The organism is Streptomyces colwelliae (assembly GCF_048158785.1).
Lineage (GTDB): Bacteria > Actinomycetota > Actinomycetes > Streptomycetales > Streptomycetaceae > Streptomyces.
Window position 1 is genome coordinate 1 of the sequence record NZ_JBLTJC010000276.1, and the last position, 14,001, is coordinate 14,001.

The 14,001-nt window shown below is 69.5% G+C and carries 12 protein-coding genes and 2 pseudogenes; 11 read left to right on the forward strand and 3 right to left on the reverse strand.

Features of this window, described 5'->3' with window-relative positions:
* From ACNFOC_RS56115 to ACNFOC_RS38680, 9 genes and pseudogenes are all read left to right on the forward strand, one after another.
* Window positions 1-166 (forward strand): annotated as a pseudogene (locus ACNFOC_RS56115) (SWIM zinc finger family protein); the annotation flags it as partial.
* 210 nt (window positions 167-376) lie between these two features.
* Window positions 377-1,666 (forward strand): bifunctional 3-oxoadipate enol-lactonase/4-carboxymuconolactone decarboxylase PcaDC, encoded by a 1,290-nt coding sequence (gene pcaDC / locus ACNFOC_RS38645; protein WP_416963697.1) that lies wholly within the window; start codon window positions 377-379, stop codon window positions 1,664-1,666.
* A 114-nt stretch (window positions 1,667-1,780) separates the two neighbouring features.
* Entirely contained in the window at window positions 1,781-2,416 is a 636-nt protein-coding gene (locus ACNFOC_RS38650) for an MBL fold metallo-hydrolase (RefSeq protein WP_416963687.1), read from the forward strand.
* Between the two features lie 30 nt (window positions 2,417-2,446).
* Window positions 2,447-3,226: an exodeoxyribonuclease III gene (locus ACNFOC_RS38655; RefSeq protein ID WP_416963688.1), complete on the forward strand. Its 780-nt coding sequence runs from the start codon at window positions 2,447-2,449 to the stop codon at window positions 3,224-3,226.
* A 285-nt stretch (window positions 3,227-3,511) separates the two neighbouring features.
* Complete coding sequence (locus tag ACNFOC_RS38660) at window positions 3,512-3,919, forward strand: DUF6278 family protein (RefSeq protein ID WP_416963689.1); 408 nt, start codon at window positions 3,512-3,514, stop codon at window positions 3,917-3,919.
* Between the two features lie 113 nt (window positions 3,920-4,032).
* Window positions 4,033-4,776 (forward strand): amino acid ABC transporter ATP-binding protein, encoded by a 744-nt coding sequence (locus ACNFOC_RS38665; protein ID WP_416963690.1) that lies wholly within the window; start codon window positions 4,033-4,035, stop codon window positions 4,774-4,776.
* 17 nt (window positions 4,777-4,793) lie between these two features.
* Window positions 4,794-5,705 (forward strand): glutamate ABC transporter substrate-binding protein, encoded by a 912-nt coding sequence (locus tag ACNFOC_RS38670; protein WP_416963691.1) that lies wholly within the window; start codon window positions 4,794-4,796, stop codon window positions 5,703-5,705.
* 11 nt (window positions 5,706-5,716) lie between these two features.
* Window positions 5,717-6,361 carry an amino acid ABC transporter permease gene (locus ACNFOC_RS38675; protein WP_384163751.1) on the forward strand — a complete coding sequence of 215 codons (645 nt, stop codon included), beginning with the start codon at window positions 5,717-5,719 and terminating at the stop codon, window positions 6,359-6,361.
* Window positions 6,358-7,215 carry an amino acid ABC transporter permease gene (locus ACNFOC_RS38680; protein WP_416963692.1) on the forward strand — a complete coding sequence of 286 codons (858 nt, stop codon included), beginning with the start codon at window positions 6,358-6,360 and terminating at the stop codon, window positions 7,213-7,215. The genes ACNFOC_RS38675 and ACNFOC_RS38680 overlap by 4 nt, the downstream gene beginning before the upstream one ends.
* A 37-nt stretch (window positions 7,216-7,252) precedes the next feature.
* Here ACNFOC_RS38680 and ACNFOC_RS38685 read toward each other — a convergent pair whose 3' ends face one another.
* Window positions 7,253-8,821, reverse strand: coding sequence for a CocE/NonD family hydrolase (locus tag ACNFOC_RS38685; RefSeq protein ID WP_416963693.1), 1,569 nt, complete (start codon window positions 8,819-8,821; stop codon window positions 7,253-7,255).
* 116 nt (window positions 8,822-8,937) lie between these two features.
* On the reverse strand, window positions 8,938-9,693 hold the full coding sequence (locus ACNFOC_RS38690; protein WP_416963694.1) for a hypothetical protein: 756 nt from the start codon (window positions 9,691-9,693) through the stop codon (window positions 8,938-8,940).
* A gap of 142 nt (window positions 9,694-9,835) precedes the next feature.
* On the opposite strand from ACNFOC_RS38690, the gene ggt reads away from it, so the two are divergent.
* Window positions 9,836-11,635, forward strand: a complete 1,800-nt coding sequence (ggt, locus tag ACNFOC_RS38695; RefSeq protein ID WP_416963695.1) for a gamma-glutamyltransferase — start codon at window positions 9,836-9,838, stop codon at window positions 11,633-11,635.
* Here ggt and ACNFOC_RS38700 read toward each other — a convergent pair.
* Window positions 11,619-13,262: pseudogene (locus ACNFOC_RS38700) on the reverse strand (ATP-dependent Clp protease ATP-binding subunit); the annotation flags it as partial. The gene ggt and the pseudogene ACNFOC_RS38700 sit on opposite strands and share 17 nt — an antisense overlap.
* Window positions 13,263-13,331: 69 nt before the next feature.
* On the opposite strand from ACNFOC_RS38700, the gene ACNFOC_RS38705 reads away from it, so the two are divergent.
* A partial coding sequence (locus tag ACNFOC_RS38705) for an FkbM family methyltransferase (RefSeq protein WP_416963696.1) occupies window positions 13,332-14,001 on the forward strand: 670 nt, incomplete at its 3' end.

Here is a 14,001-nt window from a genome sequence, read left to right on the forward strand (position 1 = left end):
CCACCTCACCCACCCCCACGGCCATGTCCAACTCCGCCTGGGCCGTGACGGCCTGTGGTACGCCTACGAATCGGAACCGGGCGACGAGGACTGGTGGCCCAGAGGCACCCCCGACCTGGACCCGGTCGGCGCACTCACGGGCCTGGGCGCGCCGAGCGAACTCTGAGTCGCCGTGCGGCACGGAGGGGCCTCGCGATCCGGAGTGTCCTTCGACACAACCCCACTGGTCCGGAAATCCCCCGTCCCCCCAATCCCACCGGTTTCCGGTGAAGGCGGTGTGAGGGTTCCCCACTGATGTGTGGGAGCCGAGTGGGGAGACCGGGGGCCCCACAGCCGGACCGTAAGAAACGGCGGTTACGTTGGAGCGGTGAGCGACATGAAGACCCCTGCCCTCCAGTACCGCTTCGACGGCCCCGAAGACGCGCCCGTTCTCATCCTGGGCCCGTCCCTCGGGACGACGTGGCACATGTTTGATCGCCAGGTGCCCGAGCTGGCGAAGCAGTGGCGGGTCTTCCGGTACGACCTGCCGGGCCACGGCGGCTCGCCCGCGCACCCGACCGGCTCGGTCTCCGACCTGGCCGACCGGCTGCTGGCCACGCTGGACGCCCTCGGCGTGCAGCGCTTCGGCTACGCGGGCTGCGCGCTCGGCGGCGCGGTCGGTCTCGAACTGGTCCTGCGCCACCCGGAGCGCGTGGCCTCGCTTGCGCTGATCGCCGCCTCGCCCCGCTTCGGCACGGCGGACGAGTTCCGCCAGCGCGGGGTGATCGTGCGCACGAACGGGCTCGACCCCATCGCCCGCACCTCGCCGGACCGCTGGTTCACCAGCGGGTTCGCCGCCTCGCAGCCCGCGATCACCGAGTGGGCCGTACAGATGGTGCGCACCACCGACCCCGGCTGCTACATCGCCGCGTGCGAGGCGCTGGCCGCGTTCGACGTACGGTCCGAACTCGCCCGCATCGGCGTGCCGACCCTGGTCCTCGTCGGCTCGGACGACCAGGTCACCGGCCCGGCCGAGGCCCGCACCCTGGTCGCCGGCATCCCGGACGCCCGCCTCGCGGTCGTACCCGGCGCCTCGCACCTGGTCCCGGTCGAGCAGCCCGCAGCCGTCACGGACCTCCTCGTCCGGCACTTCTCCACCGCCTGGCAGCCCGCCTACGAGCACTCCACCGGGCAGTTCGCCATCGCGGCGACCCCGGTCAAGCCGGTCCTCGCCGCGCCGCCGCAGCTCGCGCCGATCGCCGAGATCGCGCCGCCGCCCGCCGTACCGCCGCAGGTCATGGGTCGTCCGGACCCCTACGACGCCGGGATCAAGGTCCGCCGCGAGGTGCTCGGCGACGCGCATGTGGACCGGGCGCTGGCGCAGGCGGACGAGTTCTCCGGGGACTTCCAGGACTTCATCACCCGGTACGCGTGGGGCGAGATCTGGGACCGGCCCGGCCTCGACCGGCGCTCGCGCAGCTGTGTCACCCTCACCGCGCTGGTCGCGGGCGGCCACCTGGACGAACTGGCCTTCCACACCCGGGCGGCGCTGCGCAACGGCCTCACCCCGGCCGAGATCAAGGAAGTGCTGATGCAGGCCGCCGTGTACTGCGGGGTGCCCGCGGCGAACAGCGCGTTCAAGGTCGCCCAGCAGGTCATCCGCGAGGAGACGACCCCTACGGAGTGAGCTCCGGACCGGTACTGAGTGAGGTCCGGACCGGTACGGAGTGATCTTCAGCCTGGCACCGAAAGCACCAGTCTGAGGCGCCCGCCCGGAGCCGGACGGCGGCAGGATGGACCCATGAAGCTCACCAAGAATGCGCACGCCTGCATCCGCCTGGAGAAGGACGGCCGGTCGCTCGTCATCGACCCGGGCACCTTCAACGAGGAGGACGCCGCGGTCGGCGCGGACGCGATCCTGGTCACCCACGAGCACCTCGACCACTTCAACGAGGACCGGCTGCGGGCCGGCCTGGAGGCCAACCCGGCGGCCGAGATCTGGACCCTGAAGTCGGTCGCCGACCAGCTCTCCGCCGCGTTCCCGGGCCGCGTGCACACGGTCGGCCACGGCGACACCTTCACGGCGGCGGGCTTCGACGTCCAGGTGCACGGCGAACTGCACGCCGTCATCCACCCGGACATCCCGCGCATCACCAACGTCGGCTTCCTCGTCGACGACGGCCGCGTCTTCCACCCCGGCGACGCCCTCACCGTCCCCGACCACACCGTCGAGACGCTGATGCTCCCGGTCATGGCCCCCTGGAGCAAGATCTCCGAGGTCATCGACTATGTCCGCGAGGTCAAGCCGCAGCGCGCCTACGACATCCACGACGCCCTGCTCACCGACCTCGCCCGCCCGATCTACGACATGCAGATCGGCGCGCTCGGCGGCGCGGAGCACCTGCGGCTGGCGGCCGGTGAGGCGGCGGACCTGTGAGTGTCAGACCCGCCCGGTAGGTTGTGAGGCATGCGCATCGCGACCTGGAACGTGAACTCGATCACCGCCCGTCTGCCGAGGCTCCTGGCCTGGCTGGAGAGCAGCGGCACCGACGTGCTGTGCCTCCAGGAGGCCAAGCTGGCCGAGGCTCAGTTCCCGTTCGACGCGCTGCGCGAGGCGGGCTACGAGTCGGCGGTCAACGCGACCGGGCGGTGGAACGGCGTGGCGGTGCTCTCCCGAGTAGGGCTCGAAGACGTGGTCAAGGGCTTTCCCGGGGACCCCGGTTACGACGGCGTCCAGGAACCCCGCGCCGTCGCCGCGACCTGCGGCCCGGTCCGCGTCTGGTCGGTGTACGTGCCGAACGGCCGCGAGGTGGACCACCCCCACTACGCGTACAAGCTCCAGTGGTTCGAGGCCCTCAGGGCGGCCGTCGCGGACGACGCGCAGGGCAGCCGCCCGTTCGCGGTGCTCGGCGACTACAACGTGGCGCCGACCGACGACGACGTCTTCGACGTGGCCGCCTTCGAGGGCCTCACCCACGTCACCCCCGCCGAGCGCGCCGCCCTGACCGCCCTGCGCGACGCGGGCCTGTCCGACGTCGTCCCGCGCCCCCTCAAGTACGACCACCCGTACACGTACTGGGACTACCGCCAGCTCGCCTTCCCGAAGAACCGCGGCATGCGCATCGACCTGGTCTACGGCAACGAGCCGTTCGCGAAGGCCGTCACCGACTCCTACGTCGACCGCGAGGAGCGCAAGGGCAAGGGCGCCTCGGACCACGCGCCCGTGGTCGTGGACCTGGACGTCTGAGCCGAGCCGGAAGAGCCCCGCGTCGGGCGAAACCGAGGCGACGTCGCCCTTGAAGGGTTCGGTGCCGTGCGTGAACGGCACGGTCCGCAGCCGCCGTTCAGCACCGCGCGGGAACGCCGCCAGCCCGCCGGCGGTGGTGGGCCGGCCCTGGTGTCCTCCGTGCGGTACACGACCCGGTCAACCCGCCCTCGGCAGAAGGGTTTTCCCCTTCCGGCGGCCAGGTGCTGACACGCCACCGGCGACGCCCTGTGGTGCGTACGGCGGTGCGAATGACACGCTAGACGGATGAACATCCCTTTCCTGGGCGACCGGGGCGAGAAGCACCGTACTCACGACCCCGAGGGCATCGCCGAGTTGCTGTCCGAGTGCCAACTGCTCCGCTCCCTGGCGGCCCAGGAAGGCATCCAACTCGATGACTCCGTAAGCTCGTTGGAAGCCCTCGACCAACTGGTGCCGCGCTGGCGGGACGACGAGGAGACCCTGTCCTGGCTCGGCAACGACGCCGGTCTGTATCTGGGCACCGTGATCGTGCGCACCGTGCCGGGCGCCGCCTGGGAGATCTGGGAGAGCGGTCAGCCCGTCGTACGGCTCGACTCCGGGCGCGAGTTCGACGTCGTGGCCTCCGGCCATGAGTGGGCGGCCAGCGGTGTGCCCGAACTCTCGCAGCTGTACGCCGAAGTCGCGGAAGAGTAACGACGGACTTAAATACGGCTAATGCCCGAAAAGTGCGTGTCGTGCCTTAACTCCACTCTTGTGTGGATAGTTTGCGGCGACCACGACACAGCTGAGAGTGAGTAGGGCTGGGCATGGCCGTCGATCCGTTGATCGAACTGCGTGACGTCAACAAGTACTACGGGGAGCTGCATGTCCTCCAGGACATCAACCTCACCGTCGGCAAGGGGGAGGTGGTCGTGGTCATCGGCCCTTCGGGGTCGGGGAAGTCGACGCTGTGCCGGGCGATCAACCGGCTGGAGACCATCGAGTCCGGGACGATCCAGCTCGACGGGCAGCCACTGCCCGAGGAGGGCAAGGCCCTCGCGAAGCTCCGCGCCGAGGTCGGCATGGTCTTCCAGTCCTTCAACCTGTTCGCCCACAAGACGGTCCTTCAGAACGTCTCGCTGGCCCAGGTCAAAGTCCGCAAGCGCAAGCGGGAGGACGCCGACAGGCGGTCGTTGGAGCTCCTGGACCGTGTGGGCCTCGCCTCCCAGGCGCCCAAGTTCCCCGCGCAGCTCTCCGGCGGCCAGCAGCAGCGCGTGGCCATCGCCCGCGCCCTCGCCATGGAACCCAAGGCGCTCCTCTTCGACGAGCCGACCTCGGCCCTCGACCCGGAGATGATCAACGAAGTCCTTGAGGTCATGCGCCAACTCGCCCACGACGGCATGACGATGGTCGTCGTCACCCACGAGATGGGTTTCGCCCGCTCCGCCGCCAACCGCGTCGTGTTCATGGCCGACGGCCGCATCGTCGAGGACCGCACCCCCGAGGAGTTCTTCACCAACCCGCGCAGCGACCGGGCCAAGGACTTTCTGTCCAAGATCCTCAAGCACTGAGCGGGGGAGTGCGATCCATGTTCCGTTCCACCCGTGCGTCCCTCGCCGTCGCCGTGCTCGCCGTGTTGGGCGCGAGCGGCTGCGGCAAGGAGGGCAGCCCGCCCGCCAAGGGACCGGCCGCCGAGAAACTCCCCAACTACCAAGTGGCACAAGGCTTTCAGCTCCTCGGCTCCAAGACCTGGAAGCGGGCGAAGAAGCGCGGCTACTTCACCGTCGGCGCCAAGGAGGACCAGCCCTACCTCGGCGAGAAGGACCCGGCGACGGGCACCTACTCCGGCTTCGACATCGAGATCGCCAAGATGATGTCGGCCTCCCTCGGCTTCGCCCCGAAGACCATCCACTTCAGGACGATCGCCTCCGCCAACCGCGAAACCGCCCTGCGGAACGGCCAGATCGACTACTACGTCGGCACCTACACCATCAACGACATGCGCAAGAAACTCGTCGGCTTCGCCGGTCCCTACTACATGGCCGGCCAGTCGCTCCTCGTCCGCACCGACGAGGACGACATCCACGGCCCGCAGGACCTCGCCGGCAAACGCGTCTGCTCGGCGGCCGGCTCCACGCCGTACCAGCGCATCAAGGACGACTATCCGAAGGCCCAACTCGTCGCCTACGACACGTACTCGGTCTGCGTCGACAACCTGCTCACCTATCAGGTCGACGCCGTCACCACCGACGACGCGATCCTCATCGGCTACGCGGCGAAGGTCCCCGACCAGCTCAAGGTCGTCGGCAAGCCCTTCTCGAAGGAGCCGTACGGCATCGGTGTCCCGCACGGCGACAACGCCCTGCGGTTCGCCCTCGACGACGCGTTGGAGGCCCGTGAGAAGAACGGCGACTGGAAGAAGGCGTACGAGGCGACGCTCGGCCTGTCCGGAGTGCCCGCGCCCGCCCCGCCCGCGATCGACCGCTACCAGGCGAGCTGAGGGAGGCAGACGTGAACGTACTGACGGACAACTTCTCGACCTTCGGCGACGGCTTCCTCGGCACCGTCGAACTCACCGTCTACGCCTCGGTGTTGGCGCTCGTCCTCGGTTTCCTGATGGCCTCCTTCCGGGTCGCCCCGGTCGGCTCGCTGCGGGTCTTCGGCACCGCGTGGGTCACCGTGCTGCGCAACACCCCGCTCACCCTGCTGTTCTTCGCGGTGCTGCTCGGCCTGCCGCGCTTCGGACTCGTGCTGCCCTTCAAGGTGTTCGCGGTCCTCGCGCTCGGCTGCTACACCTCGGCGTTCATCTGCGAGGCGCTGCGCTCGGGCATCAACACCGTGCCCAGAGGGCAGGGGGAGGCGGCCCGCAGCCTCGGGATGTCCTTCGGGCAGAGCCTCGGCCTGGTCGTCCTGCCGCAGGCGTTCCGCTCGGTGATCCCGCCGGTCGGCTCCACCCTCATCGCCCTCGCCAAGAACTCGGCGATCGCCGGCGCGTTCAGCGTCACCGAACTCCTCGGCACCTACCGGACGTTGAGCGAACTCGGCTACAACATCGTCTGGACGTTCGTCTGGATCGCCGTCGGCTACCTGATCATCACCCTCGCCATCAGCGCGCTGTTCAACGCGCTGGAGAGGAAGTGGGGAGTCGCCCGATGACCACCGCCAACGCCCTCTACGACGTCCCCGGCCCCAAGACCCGCAAACGGCACCGCCTTTACGGCATCGCGTCCACGGTCGTCATCCTCGCGCTGCTCGGCTGGATCCTCTATCTCCTGTTCGACACCGACCAGTTCACGTACACGAAGTGGATGCCCTTCGAGTACAAGGGAATTCAGGAACTGCTGCTGCGCGGCCTCGGCAACACGCTCAAGGCCTTCGGGCTGGCAGCCGTGCTCTCGCTGGCACTTGGCACCCTGCTCGCCGTGGGACGGCTCTCGGACCACCGTCCCGTGCGCTGGCTGTCCACGCTCGTCGTGGAGTTCTTCCGTGCCATGCCCGTCCTGGTGATGATCTTCTTCATCTTCGTGGCGCTCAAGGTGCAGCCGCTGCCCGCACTGGTCGCGGGCCTCACGCTCTACAACGGCTCGGTGCTCGCAGAGGTCTTCCGCTCCGGCGTCAACAGCGTCGAACGCGGCCAGCGGGAGGCCGCGTTCGCGCTCGGCATGCGGAAGGTCCACGTCATGTCGTACGTCCTCGTGCCGCAGGCCGTACGGGCCATGCTGCCCGCGATCATCAGCCAGTTGGTGGTCGCGCTGAAGGACACCTCGCTGGGCTATCTGATCACCTATGAGGAGTTTCTCCATGCCGGGAAGCTGATCGCGTCGAACCTCGACTACGATTTGCCGTTCATCCCCGTGGTGTTGGTGATCTCGCCGATCTACATCGGGATGTGCATGCTGCTCTCCTGGTTCGCCGGTTGGGTGTCCCGCCGGGAGCAGCGCAGTCCCAAGACCGGGGCCGTGGATGTGGCTCCGGCGGAACCAGGGACGCTGCTGCCGCGGGTGCAGTAGTCGAGAGGGCACTTGCCCGGCCGGCAGCAGCCGGAGATCACTGCTCGCGCAGCGGGATCGACACGTACGACGGGTCGTTCGCCGGCGAGGAGAAGGTCAGCTGCGCGCCGGACGGGTTGTGCTCGATGTAGAGCGGGTCGACCGTGTCGACGACCAGGGCGAGTCGATGCCCTGCCGGGACGTCGTAGGCCGTGGAGAACAACTCCAGGTCCACACCGAACGGCTGGCCGGGTTGCTGCCCGTGCCAGGTGTACGGCGCGTTGCTGACCAGCTTGCCGAGGCCGAGCGGGCCCACGTCGTAGAGGTACGCGACGAGGGTGCCGCTCTCCTTGGTGTCCGAGACCGTGGTGTGCAACTTCACGGTGCCGCGCACCTGTTGGGCACTCGCGTACTTCCCCGACTGCCATACGGCGGCCCGGCGGCGCGGCAGCAGCGGGATCGACGCGACCGGGGGCACCTGGGCGACCTGGTCGAGGATGCTGGACAGGAAGACGATCCCGCCGTCGGCGCCCGAGTCGACGTTGGTGTGGATGGTGGTCGTGCCCGCGAGGTCGATCTTCTTCCGGGTCGCGCCGACCGACTTCCAGTCCGGATAGCCTTCGTAGCCGCCCGTGGAACGGGACTTGAGCTCCACCGGCTGCTCGCGGTTGATGCCGTTGTCGTCGCCCTTGAGGTAGTGGTCGAACCAGCGCTCGGTGTCCGTCCACACGTCGTTGGGCAGCCCGAACAGACCGGTCAGCTCGGCGGTGGCGTGGTCGCCGGGGCGCAGCTCAAGGCGCTTCGGGCCGGTCAACTTCCCGTAGAAGTCGGCGATTTGGTTGGGCGGGAAGATCGTGTCGCCCCAGCCGTTGGCGAGCATGATCGCCGCGCCGTTCCTGTTGATCTGGTCGACGTAGGTCGCGGCGGAACGCTCCTTGCCCCAGTCGATCAGCTCCTGTTCCTTGGAGAGGTCGGAGGCGAAGAAGTCCTTGAAGACCTGGCTCGTCTCCGCGCTCGGGCGGCCGGTCACGAGGCCGACGCCGTCCAGCAGGGCGGTCGCCTGGGAGTGTTCGGTACGGCCCGAGTAGATCGAGTCGATCAGGTCCGCCCAGCCGCTCAGCGAGGCGACTGCCTTGATCCGCTTGTCGTGTGCGGCCGCGAGGAGACTGATGCCGGCGCCGTACGACACGCCCGCCATGCCTATGTGCCCGGCGTCGGACGGGGTGTTGGCGAGCGCCCAGTCGATCACCTTGGAGGCGTCTGCCACGTCCTTCGGGCCCGCCACCTCTATCCCGCCACCGGACTGCCAGAAGCCGCGGACGTTGTAACTCACCACGACATAGCCGGAGTTCGCGAGTTTCTCGGCCTGTGCCAGGTACTGGACCTGAGGGAATCCCCAGGCCGTGGGCATGACGAGCAGCGGGTAGCTGTGCGAGCCGTCGGCGCTCGCGGGCGTGACGACGTTCGCCGCGAGCTTCGTGCCGCCGTCGCCGGTGATGTCGACGAAGCGCACCCCGTTCGTGGCGGCCTGGGCAGCGGGGGCGAGCCCGAGGACGCCTCCGGCGATCAGGGTCGCGGAGGCGGCGCCCGCGGCGGTCGTACGCAGGGCCTGGCGATGGGTTCGCACGGGTCACTCCTCACACGTGTCAATGCAAAGTGACCCGACGGTAACCGCGTCCCTCTACTTTAGGTAACCCGTCAGTAAGTTACGTGCCAGTAAAGATTGTTGACGTGTGTGCGGATTCAGGTGGCGCGGTGTGAGCTACGTGGAGCCGGTGCAGGCAGCGGGGTCTCCGCGGCCCGTGTGACGTCCGCGACCAGCTCCACCACATCGGGGCCGTACGCCTGCGAGTTGACCACCTTCAGCAGCAGGACGAAGGTGTTGCCGCCGTGTTTGCGGGCCAACTTCTCGTGGTTGCGGGCGAGATAGCGGGACGCCGCCTGGTTGGTGATCGCGCGCTGGCCGCAGAAGAGGAACACCGGGCGCGCGCCGCCCAGTTGGCCGGCGGTGAGACGGGCGAGGAGGACGTACTCGCCCTTGCCGGGCTCAAGTCGGTAGCGCTCGCTGCCTATTTGGAACGCGCCCCGGTCCGGGCCCGGTTCGGGGTCGACGTTGACGCGGATACCGGGCAGCAGGGACGCCAGATGCGCGGCCATGCGGCGGTTGGAGGACGGGCCGCCCACGCAGAACTCGGTGCGTTCGCCGAAGCTCTGCTGGGCCGCGTCGTGCGCGACGACCTGGGCGTGCGCGTTGCAGTCCTTGATCAGGGCGGCGAGTTCGAGGAGCGCGAACACGTCGTGCCGCATCACCGAGAGTTCGGCGCCGCCCGCCTCACGGTTCACCACGAGCAGCGACTCGGAGTTGTCGGGCAGCCCGAAGAACGCCTGCTTGCGCCGGAGTCTGCGCCGCCACAGATAGGTGCGGGCGAGCCAGCCGAGCGCGGCGCTGATGCCCGCGGCGGCCACGCCCAGAACGATGTTGCGCACGTCGTCATTCATGGGCGCGCATGTTAGCGGCCCAGCACGGCTGGTACGTACCGGTGTTCGACGTATGGCGCTCGTGTGACAGTGGCGCGAGGTGGTCTGTTGGGGGCATGGCAATGTGGCTACGCTGCGCGGACGGTCCTGACTGGAGGTACGGATGCGTCGCCCTGTGGCACGGAAACTGTCGGTCCTGGCGGTCTCGGCCGCCGTCGTCTCGGTCGGGGCAGCGGCCCCACCGGCGGCAACGAGCAGCACACCGACGAAGGTTCCGGTCGCGGTCGGCTACGGCGGCGCCGTGGCGAGCGTCGACGCGGACGCCACCGCCGCCGGTATCGAGGTCCTGAAGAAGGGCGGCAACGCGGTCGACGCGGCCGTCGCCACCGCCGCCGCGCTCGGCGTCACCGAGCCCTACTCCTCCGGCATCGGCGGAGGCGGCTACTTCGTCTACTACGACGCCAAGTCCCGTACGGTGCACACCATCGACGGCCGCGAGACCGCGCCGCTGACCGCCGACTCCAACCTCTTCGTGGAGAACGGCAAGGCCCTCGCCTTCGCCGACGCCGTCAGCAGCGGCCTCGGCGTCGGCACCCCGGGCTCGCCCGCCACCTGGCAGACCGCGCTCGACCAGTGGGGCAGCGAGAAGCTCGGCACGGTGCTCAAGCCCGCCGAGCGGATCGCCAGCGACGGCTTCACGGTCGACGACACCTTCCGCAGCCAGACGGCGTCCAACGAGACCCGCTTCCGCTACTTCCCGGACACCGCCAAGCTGTTCCTGCCGGGCGGCGCGCTCCCGGTCGTCGGCTCCACCTTCAAGAACCCCGAACTCGCCGCCACCTACAAGGAGTTGGGCAAGAAGGGGATCGACGACATCTACCAAGGCGCGCTCGGCAAGGACATCCTCGCCACGGTGAACACCCCGAAGGTGGACGCGAGTTCCGGCTGGAACGCCCGCCCCGGCAAGCTGTCCGCCAAGGACCTCGCGGCCTACCGCGCCAAGCTCCAGGCGCCCACGAAGACCTCGTACCGCGGACTCGGCGTCTACTCCATCGCGCCCTCCTCCTCCGGCGGCACGACCGTCGGCGAGGCTCTCAACATCCTTGAGAAGACGGACCTTTCGAAGGCGAGCGAGGTCCAGTACCTGCACCACTACATCGAGGCCAGCCGGATCGCGTTCGCGGACCGGGGGCGCTGGGTCGGCGACCCCGCCTTCGAGGACGTACCGACGAAGGAACTCCTGTCGCAGAAGTTCGCCGACTCGCGCGCCTGCCTCATCAAGGACGACGCGGTGCTCACCAGCCCACTGGCCCCCGCCGACCCGCGCAACCCGACGGCCTGCACCGCCGCGGGCACGGCCGCCCCGACCACGTACGAGGGTGAGAACACCACCCACCTCACCGTCGCCGACAAGTGGGGCAACGTCGTCTCCTACACGCTCACCATCGAGCAGACCGGCGGCAGCGCGATGACCGTGCCCGGCCGCGGTTTCCTGCTCAACAACGAGCTGACCGACTTCTCCTTCACCCCGGCCAACCCGGCCGTCCACGACCCGAACCTGCCCGGCCCGGGCAAGCGGCCGCGCTCGTCGATCTCGCCGACGATCGTCCTCGACAAGAACAACAAGCCCGTCGTGGCGCTCGGTTCACCCGGCGGCGCGACCATCATCACCACCGTGCTACAGACCCTCACCGAGTTCCTCGACCGCGGGCTGCCCCTCGTCGACGCGATCGCGGCACCCCGTGCAAGCCAGCGCAACGCGGCCAACACCGAACTCGAACCCGCGCTCTACAACAGCGACTTGAAGACACAACTCCAAGCCATCGGGCACTCGTTCACTCTCAACCCGGAGATCGGCGCGGCGACCGGTGTGCAACGGCTCCCGAACGGCGAGTGGTTGGCCGCCGCCGAGAAGGTACGGCGGGGCGGCGGGTCGGCTGCGGTGGTCAATCCGGCGCCGTAGACGGTGGGTCGGAGGCGGGCGGCGTAGGCGGTGGGTCGGAGGCGGGCGGCGGCGCATCTGTCCGGAACGCGAGCCGCCCGTCCTCCACATCCACCGTCACCCGGCCGCCCTCCGCGATCCGGCCGTCCAGAAGCAGTCGCGACAGCTGGTTGTCGACCTCGCGCTGGATGGTGCGGCGCAGCGGGCGGGCGCCGTACTCGGGCTGGTAGCCCTGGCGGGAGAGCCAGTCGACCGCCGGGTCCGTGAACGCGACCGTGATGCCCTGCGCGTGCAGAAGACGGCGGGTGTGCTCCAGCAACAGCCCGGTGATCAGCCGGAGTTGCTCGGCCGTGAGCTGACGGAAGACGACGATCTCGTCGATGCGGTTGAGGAACTCGGGGCGGAAGTGCTCGCGCAGCGGGCGCAGGATCTGCTCGCGCCGGGCCTCCTCGTCCGCGTCGGCGCCGCCCGGCCCGAAGCCGATACCGGCACCGCGCCGGGTGATCGCCTCGGAGCCGAGGTTGCTGGTCATCACGATCACCGTGTTGGTGAAGTCGACCGTGCGGCCCTGCGCGTCGGTCAACCGGCCGTCGTCCAGGACCTGGAGCAGGATGTTGAACACGTCCGGGTGCGCCTTCTCGACCTCGTCGAGGAGGAGCAGCGAGTACGGGAGGCGGCGTACGACCTCGGTGAGCTGACCGGCCTCCTCGTGGCCGACGTAGCCGGGCGGGGCGCCGACGAGACGGCTCACCGTGTGCCGTTCCTGGTACTCGCTCATGTCGAGGCGGACCATCCGGTCCTCGCTGCCGAAGAGGGCCTCGGCGAGCGCCCGGGCAAGTTCTGTCTTGCCGACGCCGGTCGGTCCCAGGAACAGGAAGCTGCCGATCGGCCGGTCCGGGCTCGCCAGTCCGGCGCGGGAACGCAGCACCGCGTCCGACACGACCCGCACCGCCTCCTCCTGCCCGACGACCCGCCGGTGCAGATGCTCCTCAAGACCGAGCAGCCGGTCCTTCTCCTCCGCGGTGAGACTGCTCACCGGGATACCGGTCTGCCGCGACACCACCTCGGCGATCGCCTCTCCGGTGACCTCCAGGTTCTGGCCTTCGTCGCCCTGGTCCTCGCCGCCGGCCTCGTCCAGCCGCACCTTCAACTCGGCGATACGGTCCCGGAGTTGCGTCGCCTTCTCGTAGTCCTCGTCGGCCGCCGCCTGGTCCTTGTCGCGGGAGAGCTGCTCCACCTCGCGTTCCAGGGCCCGTACGTCCGTGCCCTTCGTACGCGCCCGCAGCCGTACCCGAGCGCCCGCCTGGTCGATGAGGTCGATCGCCTTGTCCGGCAGTCGGCGGTCGGTGAGATAGCGGTCCGACAGCTCCACGGCCGCGACCAACGCCTCGTCGGTGTACCGGACTTGGTGGTGCGCCTCGTAGCGGTCGCGCAGTCCGCGCAGGATCTCGATCGCGTCCACGACGGTCGGCTCGGGCACCAGGATCGGCTGGAACCTGCGGGCCAGCGCCGCGTCCTTCTCGATCCGGCGGTACTCCTCCAGCGTCGTGGCGCCCACGATGTGCAACTCGCCGCGCGCGAGGGCCGGTTTGAGGATGTTGCCGGCGTCCATCGAGCCGCCCTCGCCGCCACCGCCCGCGCCGTCTACCCCCGCTTCGAACCCGAACTGGCGCGCCTGGCCGACCTGTTGCCGGCCGACTGCGGCACGGCGGTCGACGTGGGCGGCTGGTACGGCCCCTGGACGCACCGCCTCTGGAGGCACGCGCGCGAGGTGGTGACCGTGGAGCCGGTCCCGCACCTGGCGCGGCTCCTCGCCGCCGCCGCTCCCGCGCACGCCCGGGTGATCCCGGCCGCCGCCTCCGACCGCCCCGGCACCGCCCGCCTGTGGCTGCCGCCGGACGACAAGGGCGACCGGGGTGTGTCCTCGCTGGTCCGCCGGGACATCCACGCCCGCGCCGTGCACGTCCAGTGCGTCACCCTCGACGGCCTGGGGCTGCGGGAGGTCGGTTTCATCAAGATCGACGTCGACGGCAGCGAACTGGCCGTCCTGCACGGCGCGACCGGCCTGCTGACCCGCGACCACCCCGCGCTCTTCGTCGAACTGGAGTCCCGCATCCAGCCGATCGCCCCGGTGGTGAAGTACCTGTCGCTGCTCGGCTACGAGGGCTGGGTCCTCCCGGACCGGAACAGGGACTGGGTCAGGCTGGCGAGCTTCCCCTTGGAGAAGCACCAGGCCCGGAACTCGTACGTCGTCTCCCAGGGGCTGCTGCGCCGGGTCCTGCCCTTCGCGCGCGGCCCCCGTTACGTCAACTCGGTGCTCTTCCTCGCCGACGGCCGCACCCCCGGTGTCAGTGCCGTGCGCGACGATGGATCGCATGCCCGAAGCG

Bases quoted from the DNA above. Each gene is read 5' to 3' on its own strand.
- ACNFOC_RS38680 (WP_416963692.1), top strand. From the start codon at position 6,358: ATGACCACCGCCAACGCCCTCTACGACGTCCCCGGCCCCAAGACCCGC.
- ACNFOC_RS38670 (WP_416963691.1), top strand. From the start codon at position 4,794: ATGTTCCGTTCCACCCGTGCGTCCCTCGCCGTCGCCGTGCTCGCCGTG.
- ACNFOC_RS38650 (WP_416963687.1), top strand. From the start codon at position 1,781: ATGAAGCTCACCAAGAATGCGCACGCCTGCATCCGCCTGGAGAAGGAC.
- pcaDC (WP_416963697.1), top strand. From the start codon at position 377: ATGAAGACCCCTGCCCTCCAGTACCGCTTCGACGGCCCCGAAGACGCG.
- ACNFOC_RS38690 (WP_416963694.1), bottom strand. From the start codon at position 9,693: ATGAATGACGACGTGCGCAACATCGTTCTGGGCGTGGCCGCCGCGGGC.
- ACNFOC_RS38660 (WP_416963689.1), top strand. From the start codon at position 3,512: ATGAACATCCCTTTCCTGGGCGACCGGGGCGAGAAGCACCGTACTCAC.
- ACNFOC_RS38665 (WP_416963690.1), top strand. From the start codon at position 4,033: ATGGCCGTCGATCCGTTGATCGAACTGCGTGACGTCAACAAGTACTAC.
- ggt (WP_416963695.1), top strand. From the start codon at position 9,836: ATGCGTCGCCCTGTGGCACGGAAACTGTCGGTCCTGGCGGTCTCGGCC.
- ACNFOC_RS38655 (WP_416963688.1), top strand. From the start codon at position 2,447: ATGCGCATCGCGACCTGGAACGTGAACTCGATCACCGCCCGTCTGCCG.